The sequence below is a fragment of the Salipaludibacillus agaradhaerens genome (assembly GCF_002019735.1).
Classification (GTDB): domain Bacteria; phylum Bacillota; class Bacilli; order Bacillales; family Salisediminibacteriaceae; genus Salipaludibacillus; species Salipaludibacillus agaradhaerens.
The window spans coordinates 1-20,189 of record NZ_KV917378.1; the positions used below are offsets into that span (position 1 = coordinate 1).

Sequence of the window (20,189 nt, forward strand, 5' to 3'; positions counted from 1 at the left end):
ACGGGCCCAGCGGGACCAACCGGACCAGAGGGCCCAGCAGGGCCAACGGGCCCAGCAGGGGCAACAGGAGCGACGGGACCAGAGGGACCAACAGGACCAGAGGGGCCAACAGGCCCAGCAGGGGCAACAGGACCAGAGGGACCAACCGGACCAGAGGGCCCAGCAGGGCCAACGGGCCCAGCAGGGGCAACAGGAGCGACGGGACCAGAGGGACCAACAGGACCAGAGGGGCCAACAGGCCCAGCAGGGCCAACGGGCCCAGCAGGGGCAACAGGAGCGACGGGACCAGAGGGACCAACCGGACCAGAGGGCCCAGCAGGGCCAACGGGCCCAGCAGGGGCAACAGGAGCGACGGGACCAGAGGGACCAACAGGACCAGAGGGGCCAACAGGCCCAGCAGGGCCAACGGGCCCAGCAGGGGCAACAGGAGCGACGGGACCAGAGGGACCAACCGGACCAGAGGGACCAGCAGGGCCAACCGGACCAGAGGGAGCGACGGGCCCAGCAGGGGCAACAGGACCAGCGGGCCCAACAGGGCCAACGGGACCAGAGGGACCACAAGGGCCAACGGGACCAGAGGGACCACAAGGGCCAACGGGGCCAACGGGACCAGCGGGACCATAAAGTGTATACAAAGAGAAACGAAAACTCTCCCTCAGCGAATTTAAACTAACTTGAGAAGCCCTCTGTTTAAAAGGGCTTCTTCTTTTTTATGCTTAAAAAGCCATTTATTTTTACATTAGAGTTAAAAAGTTGTTGTAACTTGATTTAACAGGTACTTTGTAGAAAAAGTGAACATCTGTGACGAGATGCATAGTTTAAAGTAGTGGAGACTTTATCAACATTTCCATCCGATTTAACAGTGGTATTGCTAAAAAACGTTCACAAACAGTAGGTGAGGGGAGAAAGTATGATCACAATTAGCTTATGTATGATTGTTAAAAATGAAGAAAAGGTGTTGGACAGGTGTTTACAGACAGTTAAAGGTCTTGTAGATGAAATTAATATTGTAGATACTGGATCGGAAGATAGGACCGTGGAGATTGCAAAAGAATATACAGATCGGATCTTTTTTTATGAATGGACCGGAGACTTTGCAGCAGCAAGAAATGAATCATTTAAATATGCAACAAAAGATTATATTTTATATTTAGATGCAGATGATGTGATATTAGAAGAAGATCAAGAGAAATTTAAGAAATTAAAAAAATCCTTAGATCCCTCTGTAGATTCTGTGTCCATGTTTTATAATGCCGGTGTGGATGAATATGGAAATGTCACCTTGAGATATCGACGTAATCGTTTAGTTAAAACTGATAAAAAATTCAAGTGGGGAGGAGATGTCCATAATTATTTAAATGTCTCCGGTCATATTATAAACTCTGATGTGGCAATTACTCATAAGAAAATAAAACATGCCACAAATAGGAACTTATCTATTTATAAAACAAAGATCGAACGAGGAGATGTTTTTTCTGCAAGAGATTATTTTTATTATGGAAATGAGTTAAGAGAGAATGGGCATCGAGAAAAAGCTATAGAAGCGTATGAAAAAAATATTCAAATGACAGAGGGATGGATTGAGGATAAATTTTACGCCTGTATCAATAAAGCGGACTGTCATCGACAGCTTGGCGAGCAAGAGAGAGAGCTGGAAGCGTTGATTCAATCTTTTATATTTTCAAAGACACCGAGACCGGAAGCTTGTAGTAGAATTGGATATCATTTTCAAACTAAAAGATTATATGATCATGCTATTTATTGGTATGAGCAAGCACTAAATTTAAAGCCTGACACGAATCAATGGAGCTTTAGTTATCCGGCTTATTCTACATGGTATCCTCATTTGCAATTGTGTGTTTGTTATGATCGCATCGGAAAGAAACAAAAAGCTTATGACCATAATGAAAAAGCAAGAGAATATAGGCCACGAGATCGAGCTGTACTCCATAATAAAACCTATTTTGAGAAAACGTTAAATCTCACAGAGTAGACGATAGGGTATTGTATCACGTTTAAGTTAGATGAAGAGAGGAAGAGTGAGTATGAATATGGGGCATGTTTTAGTAACAGGAGGAGCAGGGTTTATTGGGTCTCAGCTTGTAAACGAATTAATACCTGTTACTGATAAAATAACAATCATTGATGATTTATCAACGGGAAATGAAAAGGTAATTCCAAGTAGTGCTAACATCACTTTTTATAAAAAAAGTATTTTAAATACAGACTTTTTTCAATCTGTTTTTAAAGATGTTGATTACATCTTTCACCTTGCTGCGAGAAACTTAGCTTTGTCAGTAGGAAATGTAAAAAAAGATTTAGAAATTAATATTTTAGGTACGCTGAATATGTTGGAATATGCGAGGAAATATGGAGGGAATTTGAAGAGGTTTGTATATGCCTCTACCTCTTCTATATATGGGAATGCCACCTCTTTTCCAACAATGGAAAGTGAGAAAGATCTTACTTCCCCATATTCAACTAGTAAATATTCTGCTGAACAATATTGTCAGTTATATAAAAGCGTGTATGATGTCCCAACAGTTATATTAAGATTATCTAATGTATTTGGTAGAGGACAGCTCCCTACAAATCCGTACTGCGGAGTGGTAGCTAAATTTTATGAAGCAATAACCACGAACCAACCTCTCATTATATATGGAGATGGATTTCAAACGAGAGATTTTACGTATATAGATGACGTTCTTCAAGCCTTTATTTTAACGGCTTTAAATCCACGTGCTATAGGGGATGTTTTTAATGTAGGAACTGGTAAAGAGACGTCTGTGTTACAACTGGCTAAAATGGTCGTCGATATTTATCAAGTACCTGATTGTGCTTATGTCTATAAAGAAAAAAGGGTAATTGATACGGTCGACAGACGTTGTCTATCTATTAAACATATAAGTGATCTTATAGATTGGCAGCCTAAACATGATCTGTACACAGGGTTAGAACGGACGGCAGAATGGTATAATACTACAGCAAACTGATTAAAAAGGTTGCTCTTTTTTCAAGGAGCAACCTACTAGTTGTTTATATAATCGACTTATAAATATCAATTATATTTGCACTATTTTTTTTATAATCATGATATTTTATGGCATACTCTCTAGATTTTAACCCTATTTCAGGCAAAGCATCTTTATTTTTTAATAGCTCTTCTATTTTATCTCGAATGGTGTCCGGGTTAGCAGATATTATAGGTAACTCCGGAGGATATTTTTCTAACATATAATCACTAATATAACATATAACTGGTTTCCCCATCGCCATCCCTTCAATAGAAAAAAGACCGTAGCTGCCGATATGAAGCTGATCAATAATTATATCTGCTTTCTCATAAATCTTTTTTGCTTCTAAATGGGATGCTTTTTCAACTAATGCAAATTCAAACGAGTAGTGAGGTTTAAGTTGTTCGATGGCCTTTACTATATGGGAAGTTCCTTTAATTTCTGGGTGTGTGGGTGCATGGACGATCAGTGGTTTCTCATTTTTTTGTAACGGGTTGAAAGAATAAGCGTCTAAATCAACCATTGACGGTACGACATGAACATGTTCGTAATAGTCTTCTACATAGCGCCGTAATTCCTCGTCAGGAACAATACAATGGCTAATGTGACTAGAAATAAATCGAAGGTGTTTGTCAATAGATGGCGTATTAGCTACTTTCACTTTAGCATATGGATTCACTTCTAAAGCTTTAGACAACTGGCGGACATCACTGCCCCAATGATGCATAATAACCGGTTTATTCAAATTTTTAAGAAGAGTCAGGTCGTAGTTATCCTTGTATAAAGAGGTGGCAAAATGAAAGTGAAATAAGTCATTCTCAGGAATTAAATGATTTAGCAAGTATAGCTTTAACTTTTCTGTTGTTCGATAACGGCTCCAATCTATCTCAAATTCAGATGAATAATTTAAGTAATTGCGGTAATAATTTAACGTTTTGGCAGGAATAGAGTAGTATTGTAGTCCTTTAGATATAGTGTACATTTGATTGGCTATCTCCATCGTACCATGTACCACATTCAAACGATGTTTACTTTGCGACATGGTTTTTGTCGTCATGTCATCCTCCTTCTTTTTAATTTATGAGTCGTAACCTTAACATTATATGTTGAGAAATAAGGGGGGAAACGGTTTATGAGAAAATGTTCATGAAAAGGCATAGCACGCCTACTAACCGTAATTGAATGTTTCTATAGTTTAAATATTTGTAACGTCCTTCGCATAATATGGTAAGGGAACAGGTTCAGGTTATTTCTTTAAGGGGGGGGGATACAGTTGACCCAATCTAACTCATATAATCCAGTGGAAATGGCGGAAAAATTAGAAAAGTATAAGCAAATCTTAACGACATTAAGGACAGAAAGTGTTGTAGAAGATTATGTGAAACTAAAAGAAGAAAAAGGAGGTTTAACAACACAGTTAGCTCAATTAAAGGAAAGAGTTGAGATGCTAGAGAAAGGTGACAAACTCAATATTAATAGCCTTTCGGAAAAAGTTCAAAGTTTGCAAGGGCAAATTGAAAGGTTAAAAAAAGAGGTTGAGTTATTAGCAGAGGCTAAGCCAATGCCCTCGGTGGAAAAGGCGCCCAAAAATAAGAAAACATCAGATTATAAACGATTAAGAAATATGTTACAAACGTCAAAAAAAGTGGAAGTTGTCTCGGATGAATCGACTCCTTCGTACAACACCATTTCCCATTCTAAAAGAGGAGATTATCATCACTCTGCTTTAAAGAAGAGCAGGAGCTTGTTAGGTAGTAAAAAAACTTCTTTGCAAAAAAAGCATCATTCATCTTCGAAAAGTGAATGATAAGGTTGAATGCCGCTTCCTTTTACGAGCAAACGAATAAACTATCATAGTTCGCTAGAAAAAATGGAGGTGGCATAACGTGAAAGTAAAAAAATTAACACGAAAGTTGGCAAACTCTAAAACAATACGTCCCATACGTTCGACCTCAACAGGTAAACATAAGCGTTGTTGTTTAAAAGGATGACGTTCTTTCAAAAGGCCTTGGAAAAGGTCTTTTTATTTTTTCGAAAATAAAAAAGGAAACTTATATTTGGAAAGCGGTGAAAAAAGAGAGGATGAAGGAAACGCATTAAGAGTGCGAATCGTTTGCGAAGTCTTTCAACATAAAGGTGTTCAAATATTTTGCACGTTTAGCTTCAGGGCAAAGTATAAGTGATAATTTATTATGAATACCATTGTAAATGTTGTTGAACAGAATAGGGATTAAAACGCAACCATACCTTCTCAAAATGATGGAGAAAGAAGACGTATTAATCACGTTGTATTTCTTAAAGTCGCCACACTTTTGCCATTGGTTTGAAACGAGACTTTCACAATTACATCAAGTATTTTGCCAGCAAACAGACTATAATGTAAGTATCAAAGGCAGTGAGTGGTCACTAACTCTCCAATGGATAATAGCACTTATGTTGAATCATGATCAATAAATGACCGCTAACATGTCTAAAAACTGCATACTTAAGGAGGAATTGACGATGTTCATGGATTTTTTAAGGAACAACACAGTTGCTGCAGGAATATTAACGATTCTACGTGTGTATCTTGGTTGGCAGTGGTTAACGGCAGGGTGGGGAAAGGCTTTTGGTGAGTTTGATGCTAGTGGCTATTTGAATGGTGTGCTTGAAAATGAAACGGTGATTGAATATTACCCTACTTATCATGCATTTATAGAAAACGTTGCACTTCCTAATTCAGGCTTATTTAGCTTTCTTGTGGCATGGGGAGAAGTATTAGTTGGTTTAGGACTTATATTAGGAGTTTTAACAACTGCAGCTGCTTTTTTCGGAATTGTAATGAACTTTGCTTTTATGTTTGCGGGGACGATATCTTCTAATCCGTGGATGGTGTTGCTTACCATCTTCATCTTAGCTGCCGGCTATAATGCAGGTAAATTTGGTGGTGACAGGTGGATAATTCCTTACATGAGATCTACCTTGTTTAAAGGAAAGTTAGATCCTTCTTGAATCGGGGAAGTAAGGTATTTAAACATAAATAAAAAGACCAATCAGTGGGGCGTTCGTGTCCCACTGATTGGTCGTTACGTGAATCAGGACATTAGCGTCCGCCCTCTTCTACCTAAATAGATTTAGCTCTCCTCTTTAATTTGACCGTGCACGGGCAGTTATCTGTGATAAAAAGCGTTCTCATTAAAACGTGAGAGGCCGCTTTTTGGGCATGTATTACCTCTGCATGTTAATCATAAATCTATAGCGATCAGCTCGATAAGAAGACTTAACTAATTCAAGAGGGGTCCCGTCTTTTAAGTATGTATGACGCTCAATTAATAGGACAGGTGACCCTTTTTTTACGTTAAGATGGGTAATCTCATTTTGGTTAACGGTAGAAGACTCAATAATTTGTGTACCTTCCCCTATTTCTTTACCAAGGCTATTTTCTACATAATCATACAGGGATTGTTCTAATAACTTTTCTGTTATATTGGGAATTAAATGTTTTGAAATATAAGTCGTCTCTAGGGCCATAGGAAGACCATCAGCTAACCTGACTCTTTGAATCTCATAAACAGGTGTACTGGAGTCAATATTTAACGCTTTCATAACGGATAGAGGAGGTGATATAACCTTAAAATGTATTAATCGGTTTGTTGCAACCATTCCCCTAGCTTTCATATCTTCTGTAAAGCTTGTTAAGCCTTGAAGTGGTTGATCGATTTTTTTGGCTGATACAAAGGTTCCTGTCCCTTTTTTTCGGTAAACGTATCCATCATTTACAAGTTTCGTAATAGCTTGCCTTACCGTCATACGACTGATAGCATATTGACTGGCATATTCCCGCTCAGAAGGGAGCATATCTCCAGGTTGGAGTTCACCTTGATCGATTTGCGTTTTGATCTTTTCTTCCAGTTGATAGTAGATGGGGATAGGTGAGTTTTTATCAATCATTGAGACATCATCCTAATCTATAAAATTACATCGCATGAAAACTTGCGTTTATTTTACCACATTATCGGTTAAGAAAACTAGCTTAGTCCTGTAAGAGAACGTCTAAAAGTGCCTGTATTTACAGGCACTTTTAGAGACTACATGCGTTATTTGATTTTATGGTAGGCTTCAGGTATGTAAATACAGAATGGTTCACTTTCTAAATAATCACCTGTCACCGCATAAGCGCGCGAGCGAGACCCGCCACACACGAATCGGTAGTCACATACACCACATTTCCCTTTGTATAAATTAGGATCTCTCAGCTCTTTCAAAATAGGGGAGTGGCGGTAAATGTCTTTAAGCGGCTTCTCTTTAACATTCCCCACTTTAATCGGGAGCAGGCCGCTTGGCATAATGTCACCCGTATGCGAAATAAAAATAAAGCCGTTACCATCATTGACACTTTTAGGTGCACGATTTAAGCCATCAATATGAGACGCTGTATCGGAGATGGCATCAGCATAATGAATTTTTCCTCGCTCTATCATGTTATCTTTTACTTTTTGTTGGAGCACGACGCGTCGATGGTGTTGCGCTGCCGTCGTCTTAATGTCAAAAGGAGCAGTTTTATTTAGCTCATATAACCATCGAAACACTTTTTCATGTTCGGCAGGTGTCAAACAATCATTTATCTGTCCGCGACCTGTGGGAACAAGAAGAAAAATATACCACATAATGACGCCTAGCTCTTCAACTAATGCAGCCATCTCTTCTAAATAATCGTAATTATAACGAGAAATAACAGTATTAATTTGCAGAGGCATATCATATACTTTTAATTCTTTTATTTTAGAAAGTGTTAAGTTGAAAGAACCGGATGTGCCTCTAAACTGATCGTGGATCTTCGGAGTAGGGCCGTCGAGACTTAAGCCCCAACGTGCCAAGCCAACCTCTTTTGCTTTTTTAATTTTAGCTGGTGTAACATTGTCTGTAGCACTTGGTGTCATAGATACTCTCATGCCTTTTTTGATGGCATAATCAGCTAATTCAAATAAATCCTTTCGCATCATACAGTCCCCACCGGTAAAGACGAGCATAGGATTGTCCATCTCATAAATATCATCAATGAGTTTTATTCCCTGCTTGTGGGACAATTCATGAGGATGAGGCAGCGTTTGAGCATTAGCACGACAATGAACACAGCGAAGCTCACAGGCTCGTGTGACTTCCCAAATAACGATAAAGGGATTTTTGTTATAATCAATCGTCATTGCTTTATTACCGTGTGAATGGCCATGATGTATAGAGTGAGAGGGCTTTACCATAATATATCATCACCTTACTTATTAGAAGATTTAGTTATAAATAATTGCTATAATTTTATTGTAAGTGACTAACTCTCTTTTTAACGAAGGGATTGTTACAAAATGGTAACAATTACATTGTAAAAAATGTAAACAGTTCCATTAAACATGGCAATAGTTATTACAGGAGAGATTAATAGGTGTTACATATCTGCTGTCTTAATGAAAAAAGGGGTGTGTGAAGTGGATCGTAAAAAAGCGATAGAAGAACAGGTGATTAGCACTTATAAACAAGACGAAAGAATGATGATCCTTGTTTTTGCTCAATGGTGTATTAATCATGACTTAAACCCAGAGGACATTTATTTAAAAGCTTATCCAACTCAAAAAGAGAATAAAGAATTAAAGGAAGCAATCAGTCTGACGGTATCGAAGGAAGAAGCAGGAGAAATTAATAATGAGACAGTATTAGGAGTGCTCTCTTTGTTTGGAAATGATGACCTTGCGTTTATCCTCTCTGAGGAGATGGAGAAATTAAAGAAATAGCCTCTTGGAAAAACCTTTTCTCAAGATTTTGGACAAAATTTAAATAGGTATGTATAGGAATTAAATAACTTGTAATACTACATAAGGAAACAATTTAACAGGAGGAACAATTATGACTCAAGGAACAGTAAAGTGGTTTAACGCAGAAAAAGGGTTTGGCTTCATTGAGGTGGAAGGACAAGATGATGTGTTCGTTCATTATTCAGCAATACAGGGAGATGGATTTAAATCGCTTGAAGAAGGGCAATCCGTCACATTTGATATTGAAGAAGGCCAGCGTGGACCACAAGCAACTAATGTGCAAAAATAGGTGGATATAAAAGCTCCTGTTTCAGTAGCTTTTAATATGAGACTATGAGGCTGGGCTACACCCCAGTGATTAAGAATGGCCCTCACTTATGTGAGAGCCATTTTTAAATTGGTTACATGTCAAAAAATACACTCGCTTGTCGTGAACAAGGTTTTGGTGGGCTCTATTCTGAAGCATGTCAGTGCCTTTTGTCGTAAAACAGGTAACTAGCTTATAAAACCGAAGATGAGGATGTTGAAACCGAAGATGAGGATGTTGGAAATGATTTTTGCGCGTATACCCAAGCTGTATTTTCCGGACGAAAAATTGAAACTTGATTAAAAGACAATATACGTATGATGTGACTTGCTCAAGGGTGTGAATGTTTTTTATAAAAATAGGCACAGCTAGCTGTATTACAACTCATTAAGAAACGTCTGTATTCCTTCCCAATAGCTATCAGTGGTTTGGAGATCATTGTGGCCATACCCGTCAATCCAAATAGTTCTATTAGGGCCACCCCAAGAGACGAGCGTTTTTTCTGAATGATCTGGTGGTATGACTTTGTCTTCTGTGGCTATGAAACCTAAGACAGGAGACATAATGTATGGCGCCTTATCACTATTTTCAAATGGATGGCGGATAAGTGAAGAGAATGGCAATAATGGATAACGATGTTTAATTAACCGTTTGCGGTTATCATATGGGGAAACTAAAATAGTACCAGCTACATCCCTTTGTTTAGACACGTGTGTTGCGGGGGCAGAGCCCATGCTTCTTCCCATGATAACAATTTGGTCTTCTTTCACATCTGACCGTTCCTTCATGACATCATAAATCACTTCTGCATCATGAAACAAGGTTTCTTCACTTGGTTCACCATCGCTTAACCCATAGCCACGATAATTAACAAATAAGACATTCCATTTCGACAATACTTCAAAATCATCTATCGATTGGGAGGCTACTTCAGCATTTCCGCCGAAGTAGATGAGAAGTGGCGCAGGTGATGGCGCATCTTTTTGATGTAGCAACCACCCATGAAGAGATAGATTATCTTCTACATTTATCCTGACTTCTTCATAATGTTCGTCGTTTTCTATTGACGCGATGTCATTATCGGAAAATGGTGGTGACTGAAACAACATATCATCTTGTGTAACATAAAATACCGTGAGATAACTAACATATAATACAATCATAATAAAGCTAGTTAAATAAATATATGGAAAAAAAGGTGTCAGTTTTAGCATATAATCACCAGTTCTTTCTTACCCGTTCTTTTTAATAAATAATCATGTTTGGATGAAACACTCCTTTTGGAGCCCATTTTTTGGTGTCTCCGTAGATATAATTGGGGTGTTTTAATGTTGTTTATTTCATCTATATTTGGGACAGCATCGTTACAATATAAAAAACGAGACGAGGATTTCTTATATCCTGTCCCGCTTTTACATACGAATCGCATTCTTTTAGCATTTTATCACAGGTAACCGTCCGTAAAACGTCCACTGATTGTTTTATAATAATTTACTTAAAAATGCTTGTGTTCTTGGGTGTTGGGGATTATCGAAAATCTCTTCTGGTTTTCCTTCCTCCATGATGACACCTTGATCCATAAAAATAACACGATCACCCATTTCTCTTGCAAATCCCATTTCATGAGTGACCACAACCATCGTCATACCGTCGTTCGCTAAATCTTTCATAGCTCCTAAAACATCTCCCACAAGTTCAGGATCTAAAGCGGAAGTAGGTTCATCGAATAACATGACTTTTGGATTCATCGCTAAAGATCTTGCGATAGCTACTCGTTGCTTTTGACCGCCTGAAAGGCTATTTGGATAGGCGTGTGCTTTGTCAGATAAACCAACTTTTTCAAGCAAATCCATAGCTGAGCTTTCCGCTTCTGCACGAGCGACCTGCTTAACTTTAATGGGTCCTAACGTCACGTTTTTTAAGACTGTCATATGAGGAAATAGGTTAAAATGTTGGAAAACCATCCCAACTTGTGAGCGCAATTGATTTATATTCACTTTAGGGTCAGTCAGATTTTTGCCATCAATTACGACGTCACCAGACGTAATTTCTTCGAGTAAGTTAAGACATCGTAAGAAAGTACTTTTTCCTGAACCAGAAGGGCCAATGATACACACTACTTCTTTTTCTTGGACCTGGGCATTGATGCCTTTTAAAACTTCAACTGCTCCGAAAGACTTGTGTAAGTCTGTTACTTTAATCATTAAACATCTAACCTCCGTTCAATCCAGCGTAATAAAACCATTGCAGGAATCGTAATTATTAAATAACCAAAACAAAGCATCACATAAGGTACGAAGGTTTCTCCTGTAGTACTAACATATTGTCTCATAAGATAAGTCATTTCACTAAGAGATATGACAGCAAAAATAGAAGTATCTTTCAAGCTAATAATAAATTGATTACCTAACGGTGGAATCATCCGTTTAAATGCTTGCGGCCAGATAATATACTGCATTGTCTGAGTAGCATTTAAGCCAATTGATCTGCCTGCTTCCATTTGCCCTTTATCAATTGATTCTACCCCACCACGCACAATTTCAGCAATATAGGCACCTGCATTAATAGCAATTGCAATTATTCCAGCGGTAACAGCATCGAAATTAATTCCGAAAAAGTCAGAGACAGCAAAATATAAAAATAAGGCCTGGACGAGAATAGGTGTCCCGCGAACTAATTCAATATAAATGGTAGCTATAGCGTAGATGAATTTATTTTTTGATAGCCTCGCTAACCCAAATAGACTGCCAATCACAAATCCAATAATGACACCAGTAAATGTCACAATTAACGTTAATTGAAGTCCTCTCCATATAAAAGGAATGCTATTGATGAAATGAGGACTATTTATTAAATCATTAAAATTGTCTAACATACAATTAAAGGCCTCCTCGTAAATCATAAGATGTAGAAGCGCCACAAGCTGTCACACTCGTCGCGCTTCTGTTTCTATTTGTATTAAATTTATTGGGGCGTATTATTCAAAGTCAGGCCTTTCACCAAACCATGTTTCATAAATATCGCCATATGTCCCGTCTTCCTTCATGTCAGCTAATGCGTCATTTACTTCTTCAGTTAGCTCAGATCCTTGAGGAAAAGCAATACCGTATTGCTCTGCTTCAAGCCTTTCCCCTACAGCTTTCATTTCTCCTAAAGCTTCTGTTTCAATGTAATATAATACATTGGGCACATCATAAATAACCGCGTCCACACGTCCCGCCAATAAGTCTTGGTAAGCGTTCATAATGTCTGGGAATGTGGTAATTTCAGCGTTCGTATTCTCTTGTAAATAAGTCTCGCTAGTTGTTGAGCCACGGGTGGCCACATTTACGCCATCAACGTCTTCAATAGATTGGATTTCTTCTTCATCTGCACGTACAGCAAGCATTAAACCAGCATCATAGTAAGGATCGGAAAAATCAAAATTTTCCGCTCGTTCTTCTGTAATGGTCATACCTGCAATACCAATATCATATCGACCTGTGCCCATTCCTGATACGATACCATCAAATTCCACCACTTCTAAATCGATTGTAAATCCCACACGATCAGCTATTTCATTAATAAGATCAATATCAAACCCTTCCATTTCACCAGTGTCAGGGTTTAAGTATTCAAATGGTACATAATTAGAATCAGTAGCGACGGTATATTCTGGTAATTCCTCATTATTAGCTGATGAATCTCCACAAGCTGCGGCCACGACTGTGACAGCACCTAATAGTCCTACTAAAGGTAACGTCTTCACAAAAAATTCCCCCTTGTTGTTTGTTTTATTTGTGTATATTTAAATAGCCTAAATAGTATGACTATTTAAAATAAAAAATGATGTAATTTATATTGAAGTAAATAAATCAATCACCTTTAGGTTAGAAAATGCCCTCCTATAAAAGCGTTGAGATAACAGGGAATGATCATCGCCTAAATAAAATATCATTGCGATAATCCGAAAATTGGTAAATGTGAATGCTTGGCTCAACGTCTTCTTTGTTAGATAGTACGGTAGGAAAAGAGATGGCACAAGGTGTGTGTGAGATTATCTGACTGAAAACTACGAAAATTGTGAATAAAAATAGAAAAAGAGGCTGAAAAGGGATTGGAAAATATGGAAGGTGGAGGGGGTAAGATTTAATGAAAAAGACGAACAACCGACACTTAATTTGTTTTAAATAGTCTTAACGATTAGTTATATTGCTTGAGACCAGGGATACCAGCAATGAAAAGGAAGATAAGAGGGACGAAGCCGTAAGTACTTATAAAAAAAGGAATGAGAAGCCCAGTAATAACTAATGCCCAACTGCTAAAACGTGGTTTAAGACGTATCATACAGGCGGAAATGATAGCTATAGTACTTAATCCCATTGCTATCATGCTAGAACCCATAAGAAATGATTCTCCAAACACTATTTCATCTGTTGTTCCGTAATAAACAGCATAAAAAGTAAATATAAATCCTAATATGCCACCGATTAACCCTGAGCAAAACCTTGTTGAAATCATCTCTTATCCTTCCTTTGTATTGCATAGTATCTCTATTTTGAACGTTTAAATAATATATATGCCATTAAATTTTCATTAAATACAATGAAGTCAAAGGTCCCGATTATGATTTTGGAGTATAGGTCATTTTACTATGTTTTAATTAAAAATGGTACTTTAGATCCTGTTTGTCTATCGGAATTTATCATAATTTGTTATGTTAGTAGCAGATAAAAAGTCACAATTATTAATAAATAGTACTTTTGTTGTGCTAATGCCTCATTTTGTACGAAAAACTAAAACGGGGAAGGGGATAGGATTATGTACAAAGTTAACCCAGATTTAAAAGAGATGATGAATTTGCAAGAAGCGTCAGATAACCAGCTTAAAGAAAAATATAACTCGTTAGTGGAAGAGTTATCGTTCGCTAGAAGTGCATTTGAATTTGAAAATACGGCTGAAATTAAAATGCAAATGGTTTACATTATTCAAGAACTAAAAGAACGGCAAAGAAAAAGAGAGATAGAACTTCAGTTAGCTAAATAACATACCTTATGTATAATAGATATTTAACTTAGTCATTAAACCCACGTTAAAGAAAACAGCGTGGGTTTTTTCGAGATCTAAAAGGGCTAGGATTCAGTGGGCGTTTTCATCTTTTTCCTACTGATTGGTCATTGAGTCAAATCAGAACATGAGCGTCCGTTTACCACTCACGACAATAAATTTTTTCTGCTCTCTATTTTGGACGAGAAGTTTTACGGACGGTTATCTGTGAATTGTGACACTTTTTTATGGAAGCACTTTTCTTTAATCTTTTATTAAATCATTATAGAATGGAAACGATGTAAGTAAACGTGTAGAGGAGCAATGACTATTATCGTATGTCCGCGATTCAGTGAAAAGAGTACAGAATTAGGATGACAGTTGTCAGCTCTCCTAACTTACACAGCTTAAAATATAAGGAGGTATTTTGATGTTTACGAACACTCATGCACACATTTTTACGTGGGTTGTGGCGTTAATTCTATTTGTAGCTGCTATTTTATTATTAAAAAAAGGGTTAGCAAAACAAATGAAAATCGTACATATGACTTTGAGACTTTTCTACATTTTTATTATCATTACAGGAGCAGGGCTATTTTTTAATTTTGCTTCTATTGATCATATGATGTATGGCTTAAAAACGCTTGTAGGGATTGGGGTCATCGCCTGTGCTGAAATGGTACTGGTGCGTATGAAAAAAGAAAAAAGCATAACGGGTGTTGCAGCAGGTCTCGGCATAACGTTGTTAATCACACTTTATTTAGGATTTAGTTTGCCAATAGGCTTTGACTTTTTTCACTAGATGAGCTATTGAAAATGTGTATAGGTAAGTGAAAGATTTATTGATGCTGGTGATTGCTAACAACCGCGTTATTGTGATTAACAGTCACGTATGCGGTTATCACAAGCATTGAGGGCTATGAAAAGAGGTTTTAGCAGGAATCGTGCATGAATAGAAGAGGGAAGGTATCAAAAAAAGCAAATGAGATGTTTTAGTAAGAAATAAGATTGTGTTATTTTCGGTCATCTTCACATTCCTTATTTACGAGGCACGGGATAAAACAAGGTCGATGGTGATAAAAAATGCACATAACTCATGTGATATTCTCTCTGTAGGCAATTTATATTTTGATAAGTGCAATTGAAAGCTGTCCTTAATGAGGACGGCTTTTTAGTGATTTTTTGAATAGATCCTTTTTAATCTACACGTGTTCACATTTATGGATAAGAATTATGATACATAATCAAGTCTTCCAACCCTTTTTTTAGAAGGCATGTTTTCTATGAACGCTCTAAAGTTGGAAATGGTGAATTAATGCCCCTTATCCAGAGGTAATTAGACCTATTTAAGAGAATGGACTTGCATACCTCTACGTATATTTGTAGTTTAAATAGGTGTATAGTCCTATTCTGTTGATTTTGTTTAAAAAAGTTATTTTCGTTTTTTCAACAGTAAAAAGCTTGAAAAAAACAGCTGTTCGCCTATAATGTGTCATAGTTCGTTCAAAAAAACACATTGAAACATGACTGTAACATTTCTATAATCTTTCTGTGATTTAATAATGTTAGTATTCTATTTGTGGTTCATAATACTTATATCTATTAAAACAATCTACTTTATGACATATTCTAGTTTTTGAGAAAACAAGTACATAATCAACGTGATAAGTTATCTATGAGGAAGAGGGGTACTTTTTTATGAAGAGAGTAATGGGATTATCGTTTGTGGTGGGAATGAGTAGTTTATTAATTTTTCCAACAGGGATGGTAGAAGCAACAGCAAATTTAGAGAGTGAGCAGGAAGAAATTCAAGAGCAGCGTGAAGAAATTCAATCAAATCTTTCAGAAGCGGAACAAGAACTTGCTGAAATCCTAGATGAAATTGAAGAAATTAATGCTCAAATTGATCGAACAGATGAAGCAATTCAAGACAATAAAGCTAAGATGGAAGAAACGGAAGAAGAAATAGAAGAGCAAGAAGCAGCCATTGACGAATTAGAAGCAGAGATTGAAGAGCTTGAAAAAGATATAGAAGAGCGGTTTGAATTACTGAAAGAACGTGCTAGCGCTTATCAAAAAAACGGAGGAAACACGCGTTATTTAGAAGTAGTTCTTGGTTCAGAAAGTTTCAGTGATTTTGTCAGTCGTGTATTCACTGTCAATAAAATTGCACAAGCCGACAATGAGATTATTGATCAACTAGAGGAAAGCCAGCAAAAATTAGAAGATAGTCAAGCAGAACTTCAAGAAACCCTTGATAGCTTAAATGAGTTACACGTTGAAATGGAAGGTATGCACAAACATCTTGAAGAGCAGCAAGAAGAAAATGATCGTTTAAGAGAAGATTTAAAAGCTAAAGAAGCAGAAACTGAAAATATGATGGCTAGCTTGTTAGAAGAAGATGAAAACTTACGATCGGAAGAAGCTGATATTCAAGCACGAATTGATGCAGAACGCCAGCGTCAGCAAGAGGAAAGAGACGCTCAAGCAGCAGCTGAGAGTAATTCAAGTAGTAGTAACGGCTCATCTAATAGTAATGGTAATAGTAACTCTGGCTCTAGTTCGGCCTCTACCGCTTCATCAGGTGGCGGCAATGGTGGAGCAGTGACACAAGTAGGTCAAAAGTATATCGGGAATTCTACATACGTATTTGGCGGTGGAAGAAATTCTTATGATATTGCAAATGGAAGATTTGATTGTTCAGCCTTTGTAGCTTGGTCTTTTTCTCAAGTAGGTATCAGTCTACCAGCTTCAACTGATGGGCAGAAAAACGCTGGTCGCCAAGTATCAACTAGTGATATGAGACCTGGAGATCTTGTTTTCTTTGATACTTACAAAACGGACGGACACGTAGGTATTTACATGGGTGGAGGTCAATTTATTGGAGCGCAAAGCTCAACAGGCGTAGCTATTGCTAGTTTGAACAGCGGCTACTGGGGTGAAGTATTCAACGGCCGAGTAGTACGTGTTCAATAAATAAAAGGTTAAACAGTGCAGGGAAACCTGTACTGTTTTTTGATGTGCACTATCTTAAGGCAATCTACTTCTCATAGTCCGTATCTATATAAACTGAGACAACTTTATAATCTAGTTTCTTCTATTATAATAGTGTCCATTTAAAGTGTGTATTGAAGATGTTTAAACATGATCATTCTGTATTTCTAAGCACTGGTGTGTTATCAACGGATAAGTTATACAACATTCCTCTGTTAATCATATGACAGTTTGTTTAAAGGGCGTTCTTGCGTTTCTCGTTTTAAAGGCACAAAGTATCACTGACTCGTGACAAGAGGAGATACTATATAACGCCACCTTTCTTTGAAAGTAAATGGACTAAAAATTTTATTCTTGAATTGGCGATAGGCTTTTTAACAATGGTCAGTTGCTTCCTCTTTACCTTTCCATCATAATTTCTTAATACCCTTATTTATCTCTCAAAAACGTTTATTTCTCCTTATTTAAAACTTCATTTCTCATTCTATCTTCATATAAAAAGAAACAGGAAATCTAGCACATTTTACAAAACGTAACTACTAGAATGAAAATCATCACTCACAATAAGATATCAGCATGCGAATCATGATTGTGACTTTCACTTCAGACGTACGCTTTCCGAGGGCTTGTCTTCAGCTAATTTTTGCTCGGTAAACCCTAGCAAAAGTGGCTTTTCAGAGTGTGCGTCATCCTCAGGGCGTCGCCGTCTTAAGTGTCAGCCACATCCTATCTGTCAATCACCCTGCTCAAAATAAACAAGGAGAACGGTATCTATTTATGCGGGAGATAATGTTAATGTCCTGATTCAAGGTTCGTTATCTCATCTGTCTATTAAATGAAATCTATTACATATTAGTCGTGGTATTGCTTTAACAACATTATGATGAAAGCGACTCTCTTATGAATTCTGAGATTTTATCTGTGGAAAGGGAGAGAAAAGACAATGAATGTCAAAACCGCTGATTTAGATGAGTGATGAACGGATTTATTCAATAAATGTATAAAGGTCACAAATGGAAGTTTTTTTAAAATAATTGTTCTGTTTTATCAATTTGTTTGGCAATTTATCTAACAACGATAAATAGCGTTTACATAAGTGATGATTAGTAAAATAAGTGAAACAAATGAGAAGAAAGTCACGAATTAAAATAGGTTTTATCTAAAGTGATAATTCCAAATCATAAGAAAAAATATAATTTTCAAAAAATATTATTTACAAGTTTATGAGTTTATAGTAATTTAGATGATAACCTGTAAAGAAAGTTACGGGTATACATACCAGATTTGAAGGGGGATTTATTTTATGTTTAAAACGAAAAGGATGAAAGCTTGTGCTAGTTCACTTGTCATAGCATTAGCGATAGCTGGATGTGCCAGCGAACCGGATGATGGGAATAATTCGGGAACAGATACAAACGACAACAACAATAACACTAGCGAGAACGAGACAGGTGCAGGTGAGCCAGGAGGGGACTTAGTGGTTGGCGTGTTATCGGATGCGTCATCACTTGACCCTCACACTTCAAATGATGTGCCATCGGGAAATATTCAAGTAAACCTTTATGAAACACTTGTAAACTATGATGATGATATGGAGTTAGAACCTGGTCTTGCAGAAGATTGGGAAGCAGTAGAGGATAATGTTTGGCACTTTACTTTAGCTGAGGATGTAGAGTTCCATGATGGGGAGCCATTTAACGCTGAAGCTGTGAAAGTAAATATTGATAGAATTTTAGACGAGGAAATTGGCTCACCGAGAAAGATTTTGTTTGAAATTGTGGAAGAGGTAAATGTGATTGACGAGCATACCGTTGAGTTTGTAACGGAAGATCCATTTGCACCACTTCCTGCTCACTTAGCTCACTATGCATCAAGTATCATTAGTCCTCAAGTGATTGAAGATGATTATGCGGCAATGGAAGATGGTGCTCAACCAGGAGACCATGTCAATGAGCATCCATATGGGACTGGCTACTTTAAATTTGACAGCTGGGACACAGGGAACCAAGTTGTTTTAACGAATAATGAGAATTACTGGGGAGAGAATGCGAAAGTTGATACGGTAACATTCAAAGTTATTCCCGAAGACTTAACGAGAATCGGAGAGCTTGAATCGGGTAGTGCCCATATTATCGACCCTGTGACGCCAAGTGATATGGCTCGAGTGGAAAATTCCGATGGGACTAACGTGTATCAACGTAATGCCGCAAGTATTACGTATTTAGGGTTTAACGTTGAGAAAGAACCATTTGATGATGCGCGTGTACGTCAAGCAATTGCTATGACATTAGATAAGGAAGCGATGTTAGAAGGGATTCTTGAAGGAACTGGTGATCCAGCTCTCGGTCCAGTCAATGAAACAAACTTTGGATTCAGTGAAAATGTAGATCAATTGGAACGGGATCCAGAGAGAGCACAAGAGTTACTAGCTGAAGCTGGCTATGAAGATGGTTTTGAAACAACTATCTGGACAAATGATAGTCGAGAACGAATGGATATTGCTGAGCTCGTTCAGGCGGACTTAAGTCAAATTGGCATTGAGGTTGAGATTGAAGTTGTGGAATGGGGAGCGTACCTAGACCAAACAGGCGCTGGTGAACATGATATGTTTATTCTCGGATTATCATTAGGGACAGGCGATGCTGATTATCCTATGCACATGCTTTTCCACTCTGATAACGTTGGGGCATCAGGTAATCGATCCTTCTTCGCTGATGAGACATTTGATGCTATGTTGCAAGAGGCGCGTGTTGAACAAGATGAAGAAACACGACTTAGCATGTATGAAGAAGTAACCAATTATTTATTAGAAGAATCACCGATGGCATTCTTGTATCACCCTGACCATATTATGGGTTATTCTGATAGTGTATCGGGATTCTGGGCAGATGGCTCAGGCTTGTATCAGCTTAAAGATGTTACCATTCAATAATCTTTAACTATAACTGCTTTTTAAGTGGCTCACACCACTTAAAAAGCAGTTTTTATTTATATCTTCAAGAACTATCTTCATGAGTAATTCAGGAAAGTCAAACAGTTCAAAGCGATGATAAACGAATCTTCAAT

Annotated in this window: 19 protein-coding genes; 11 read left to right on the forward strand and 8 right to left on the reverse strand. The window is 37.6% G+C overall.

The genetic code is table 11. The annotated features are described in order from the left end of the window. The 3 genes from BK581_RS00005 to BK581_RS00015 form a co-directional block, all read left to right on the forward strand. The coding region (locus BK581_RS00005) for a collagen-like domain-containing protein (RefSeq protein ID WP_211273945.1) at window positions 1-624 on the forward strand (624 nt) is incomplete at its 5' end. 286 nt (window positions 625-910) lie between these two features. Beyond that, window positions 911-1,993: a glycosyltransferase gene (locus BK581_RS00010; RefSeq protein ID WP_078575942.1), complete on the forward strand. Its 1,083-nt coding sequence runs from the start codon at window positions 911-913 to the stop codon at window positions 1,991-1,993. 52 nt (window positions 1,994-2,045) lie between these two features. Beyond that, entirely contained in the window at window positions 2,046-2,993 is a 948-nt protein-coding gene (locus BK581_RS00015; protein ID WP_078575944.1) for an NAD-dependent epimerase/dehydratase family protein, read from the forward strand. A gap of 43 nt (window positions 2,994-3,036) precedes the next feature. On the opposite strand, the gene BK581_RS00020 is transcribed toward BK581_RS00015, so the two are convergent. Next, a complete protein-coding gene (locus BK581_RS00020; RefSeq protein WP_078575946.1) occupies window positions 3,037-4,071 on the reverse strand; it encodes a glycosyltransferase family protein in 1,035 nt (344 codons plus the stop codon). Window positions 4,072-4,287: 216 nt separating this feature from the next. Between BK581_RS00020 and BK581_RS00025 the strand changes: the two genes are divergently transcribed. Beyond that, window positions 4,288-4,821 carry a hypothetical protein gene (locus BK581_RS00025; protein ID WP_078575947.1) on the forward strand — a complete coding sequence of 178 codons (534 nt, stop codon included), beginning with the start codon at window positions 4,288-4,290 and terminating at the stop codon, window positions 4,819-4,821. Window positions 4,822-5,516: 695 nt separating this feature from the next. Then, window positions 5,517-6,005, forward strand: a complete 489-nt coding sequence (locus BK581_RS00030; protein WP_078575948.1) for a DoxX family protein — start codon at window positions 5,517-5,519, stop codon at window positions 6,003-6,005. A 216-nt stretch (window positions 6,006-6,221) separates the two neighbouring features. On the opposite strand, the gene BK581_RS00035 is transcribed toward BK581_RS00030, so the two are convergent. Together BK581_RS00035 and BK581_RS00040 are read right to left on the reverse strand one after the other, a co-directional pair. Then, on the reverse strand, window positions 6,222-6,944 hold the full coding sequence (locus tag BK581_RS00035; RefSeq protein ID WP_078575950.1) for a GntR family transcriptional regulator: 723 nt from the start codon (window positions 6,942-6,944) through the stop codon (window positions 6,222-6,224). A gap of 146 nt (window positions 6,945-7,090) precedes the next feature. Next, on the reverse strand, window positions 7,091-8,251 hold the full coding sequence (locus BK581_RS00040) for a TIGR04053 family radical SAM/SPASM domain-containing protein (RefSeq protein WP_078575952.1): 1,161 nt from the start codon (window positions 8,249-8,251) through the stop codon (window positions 7,091-7,093). Between the two features lie 282 nt (window positions 8,252-8,533). Here BK581_RS00040 and BK581_RS00045 point away from each other — a divergent pair, with 282 nt between their 5' ends. Then, a complete protein-coding gene (locus BK581_RS00045; protein ID WP_245829160.1) occupies window positions 8,534-8,776 on the forward strand; it encodes a hypothetical protein in 243 nt (80 codons plus the stop codon). 112 nt (window positions 8,777-8,888) lie between these two features. Continuing rightward, window positions 8,889-9,086 carry a cold-shock protein gene (locus BK581_RS00050; protein ID WP_078575962.1) on the forward strand — a complete coding sequence of 66 codons (198 nt, stop codon included), beginning with the start codon at window positions 8,889-8,891 and terminating at the stop codon, window positions 9,084-9,086. 395 nt (window positions 9,087-9,481) lie between these two features. Here BK581_RS00050 and BK581_RS00055 read toward each other — a convergent pair whose 3' ends face one another. The 5 genes from BK581_RS00055 to BK581_RS00075 form a co-directional block, all read right to left on the reverse strand. Further along, on the reverse strand, window positions 9,482-10,318 hold the full coding sequence (locus tag BK581_RS00055; RefSeq protein ID WP_078575963.1) for an alpha/beta hydrolase: 837 nt from the start codon (window positions 10,316-10,318) through the stop codon (window positions 9,482-9,484). Window positions 10,319-10,585: 267 nt separating this feature from the next. Continuing rightward, window positions 10,586-11,308 carry an amino acid ABC transporter ATP-binding protein gene (locus tag BK581_RS00060; protein WP_078575965.1) on the reverse strand — a complete coding sequence of 241 codons (723 nt, stop codon included), beginning with the start codon at window positions 11,306-11,308 and terminating at the stop codon, window positions 10,586-10,588. After that, window positions 11,308-11,979: an amino acid ABC transporter permease gene (locus tag BK581_RS00065; protein ID WP_078575967.1), complete on the reverse strand. Its 672-nt coding sequence runs from the start codon at window positions 11,977-11,979 to the stop codon at window positions 11,308-11,310. Before BK581_RS00065 ends, BK581_RS00060 begins: the two co-directional genes overlap by 1 nt. A 102-nt stretch (window positions 11,980-12,081) precedes the next feature. Then, window positions 12,082-12,852, reverse strand: a complete 771-nt coding sequence (locus tag BK581_RS00070) for a transporter substrate-binding domain-containing protein (protein ID WP_078575969.1) — start codon at window positions 12,850-12,852, stop codon at window positions 12,082-12,084. Window positions 12,853-13,286: 434 nt separating this feature from the next. After that, window positions 13,287-13,604: a hypothetical protein gene (locus tag BK581_RS00075; RefSeq protein WP_078575971.1), complete on the reverse strand. Its 318-nt coding sequence runs from the start codon at window positions 13,602-13,604 to the stop codon at window positions 13,287-13,289. 300 nt (window positions 13,605-13,904) lie between these two features. Here BK581_RS00075 and BK581_RS00080 point away from each other — a divergent pair, with 300 nt between their 5' ends. The 4 genes from BK581_RS00080 (at window position 13,905) to BK581_RS00095 (ending at window position 20,055) form a co-directional block, all read left to right on the forward strand. Next, window positions 13,905-14,129, forward strand: coding sequence for a hypothetical protein (locus BK581_RS00080; protein ID WP_078575974.1), 225 nt, complete (start codon window positions 13,905-13,907; stop codon window positions 14,127-14,129). A 430-nt stretch (window positions 14,130-14,559) separates the two neighbouring features. After that, on the forward strand, window positions 14,560-14,931 hold the full coding sequence (locus BK581_RS00085) for a YisL family protein (protein WP_078575976.1): 372 nt from the start codon (window positions 14,560-14,562) through the stop codon (window positions 14,929-14,931). 896 nt (window positions 14,932-15,827) lie between these two features. Continuing rightward, entirely contained in the window at window positions 15,828-17,105 is a 1,278-nt protein-coding gene (locus BK581_RS00090) for a C40 family peptidase (protein ID WP_078575978.1), read from the forward strand. Between the two features lie 1,321 nt (window positions 17,106-18,426). Next, window positions 18,427-20,055 (forward strand): glutathione ABC transporter substrate-binding protein, encoded by a 1,629-nt coding sequence (locus BK581_RS00095; RefSeq protein ID WP_078575979.1) that lies wholly within the window; start codon window positions 18,427-18,429, stop codon window positions 20,053-20,055. The last annotated feature ends 134 nt before the right edge of the window (window positions 20,056-20,189 follow it).

Excerpts from the sequence above, each read along its gene's own strand:
- BK581_RS00010 (WP_078575942.1), top strand. The coding sequence starts at position 911 with ATGATCACAATTAGCTTATGTATGATTGTTAAAAATGAAGAAAAGGTG.
- BK581_RS00015 (WP_078575944.1), top strand. The coding sequence starts at position 2,046 with ATGAATATGGGGCATGTTTTAGTAACAGGAGGAGCAGGGTTTATTGGG.
- BK581_RS00020 (WP_078575946.1), bottom strand. The coding sequence starts at position 4,071 with ATGACGACAAAAACCATGTCGCAAAGTAAACATCGTTTGAATGTGGTA.
- BK581_RS00030 (WP_078575948.1), top strand. The coding sequence starts at position 5,517 with ATGTTCATGGATTTTTTAAGGAACAACACAGTTGCTGCAGGAATATTA.
- BK581_RS00035 (WP_078575950.1), bottom strand. The coding sequence starts at position 6,944 with ATGATTGATAAAAACTCACCTATCCCCATCTACTATCAACTGGAAGAA.
- BK581_RS00040 (WP_078575952.1), bottom strand. The coding sequence starts at position 8,251 with ATGGTAAAGCCCTCTCACTCTATACATCATGGCCATTCACACGGTAAT.
- BK581_RS00045 (WP_245829160.1), top strand. The coding sequence starts at position 8,534 with ATGATGATCCTTGTTTTTGCTCAATGGTGTATTAATCATGACTTAAAC.
- BK581_RS00050 (WP_078575962.1), top strand. The coding sequence starts at position 8,889 with ATGACTCAAGGAACAGTAAAGTGGTTTAACGCAGAAAAAGGGTTTGGC.
- BK581_RS00055 (WP_078575963.1), bottom strand. The coding sequence starts at position 10,318 with ATGCTAAAACTGACACCTTTTTTTCCATATATTTATTTAACTAGCTTT.
- BK581_RS00060 (WP_078575965.1), bottom strand. The coding sequence starts at position 11,308 with ATGATTAAAGTAACAGACTTACACAAGTCTTTCGGAGCAGTTGAAGTT.
- BK581_RS00065 (WP_078575967.1), bottom strand. The coding sequence starts at position 11,979 with ATGTTAGACAATTTTAATGATTTAATAAATAGTCCTCATTTCATCAAT.
- BK581_RS00075 (WP_078575971.1), bottom strand. The coding sequence starts at position 13,604 with ATGATTTCAACAAGGTTTTGCTCAGGGTTAATCGGTGGCATATTAGGA.
- BK581_RS00080 (WP_078575974.1), top strand. The coding sequence starts at position 13,905 with ATGTACAAAGTTAACCCAGATTTAAAAGAGATGATGAATTTGCAAGAA.
- BK581_RS00085 (WP_078575976.1), top strand. The coding sequence starts at position 14,560 with ATGTTTACGAACACTCATGCACACATTTTTACGTGGGTTGTGGCGTTA.
- BK581_RS00090 (WP_078575978.1), top strand. The coding sequence starts at position 15,828 with ATGAAGAGAGTAATGGGATTATCGTTTGTGGTGGGAATGAGTAGTTTA.
- BK581_RS00095 (WP_078575979.1), top strand. The coding sequence starts at position 18,427 with ATGTTTAAAACGAAAAGGATGAAAGCTTGTGCTAGTTCACTTGTCATA.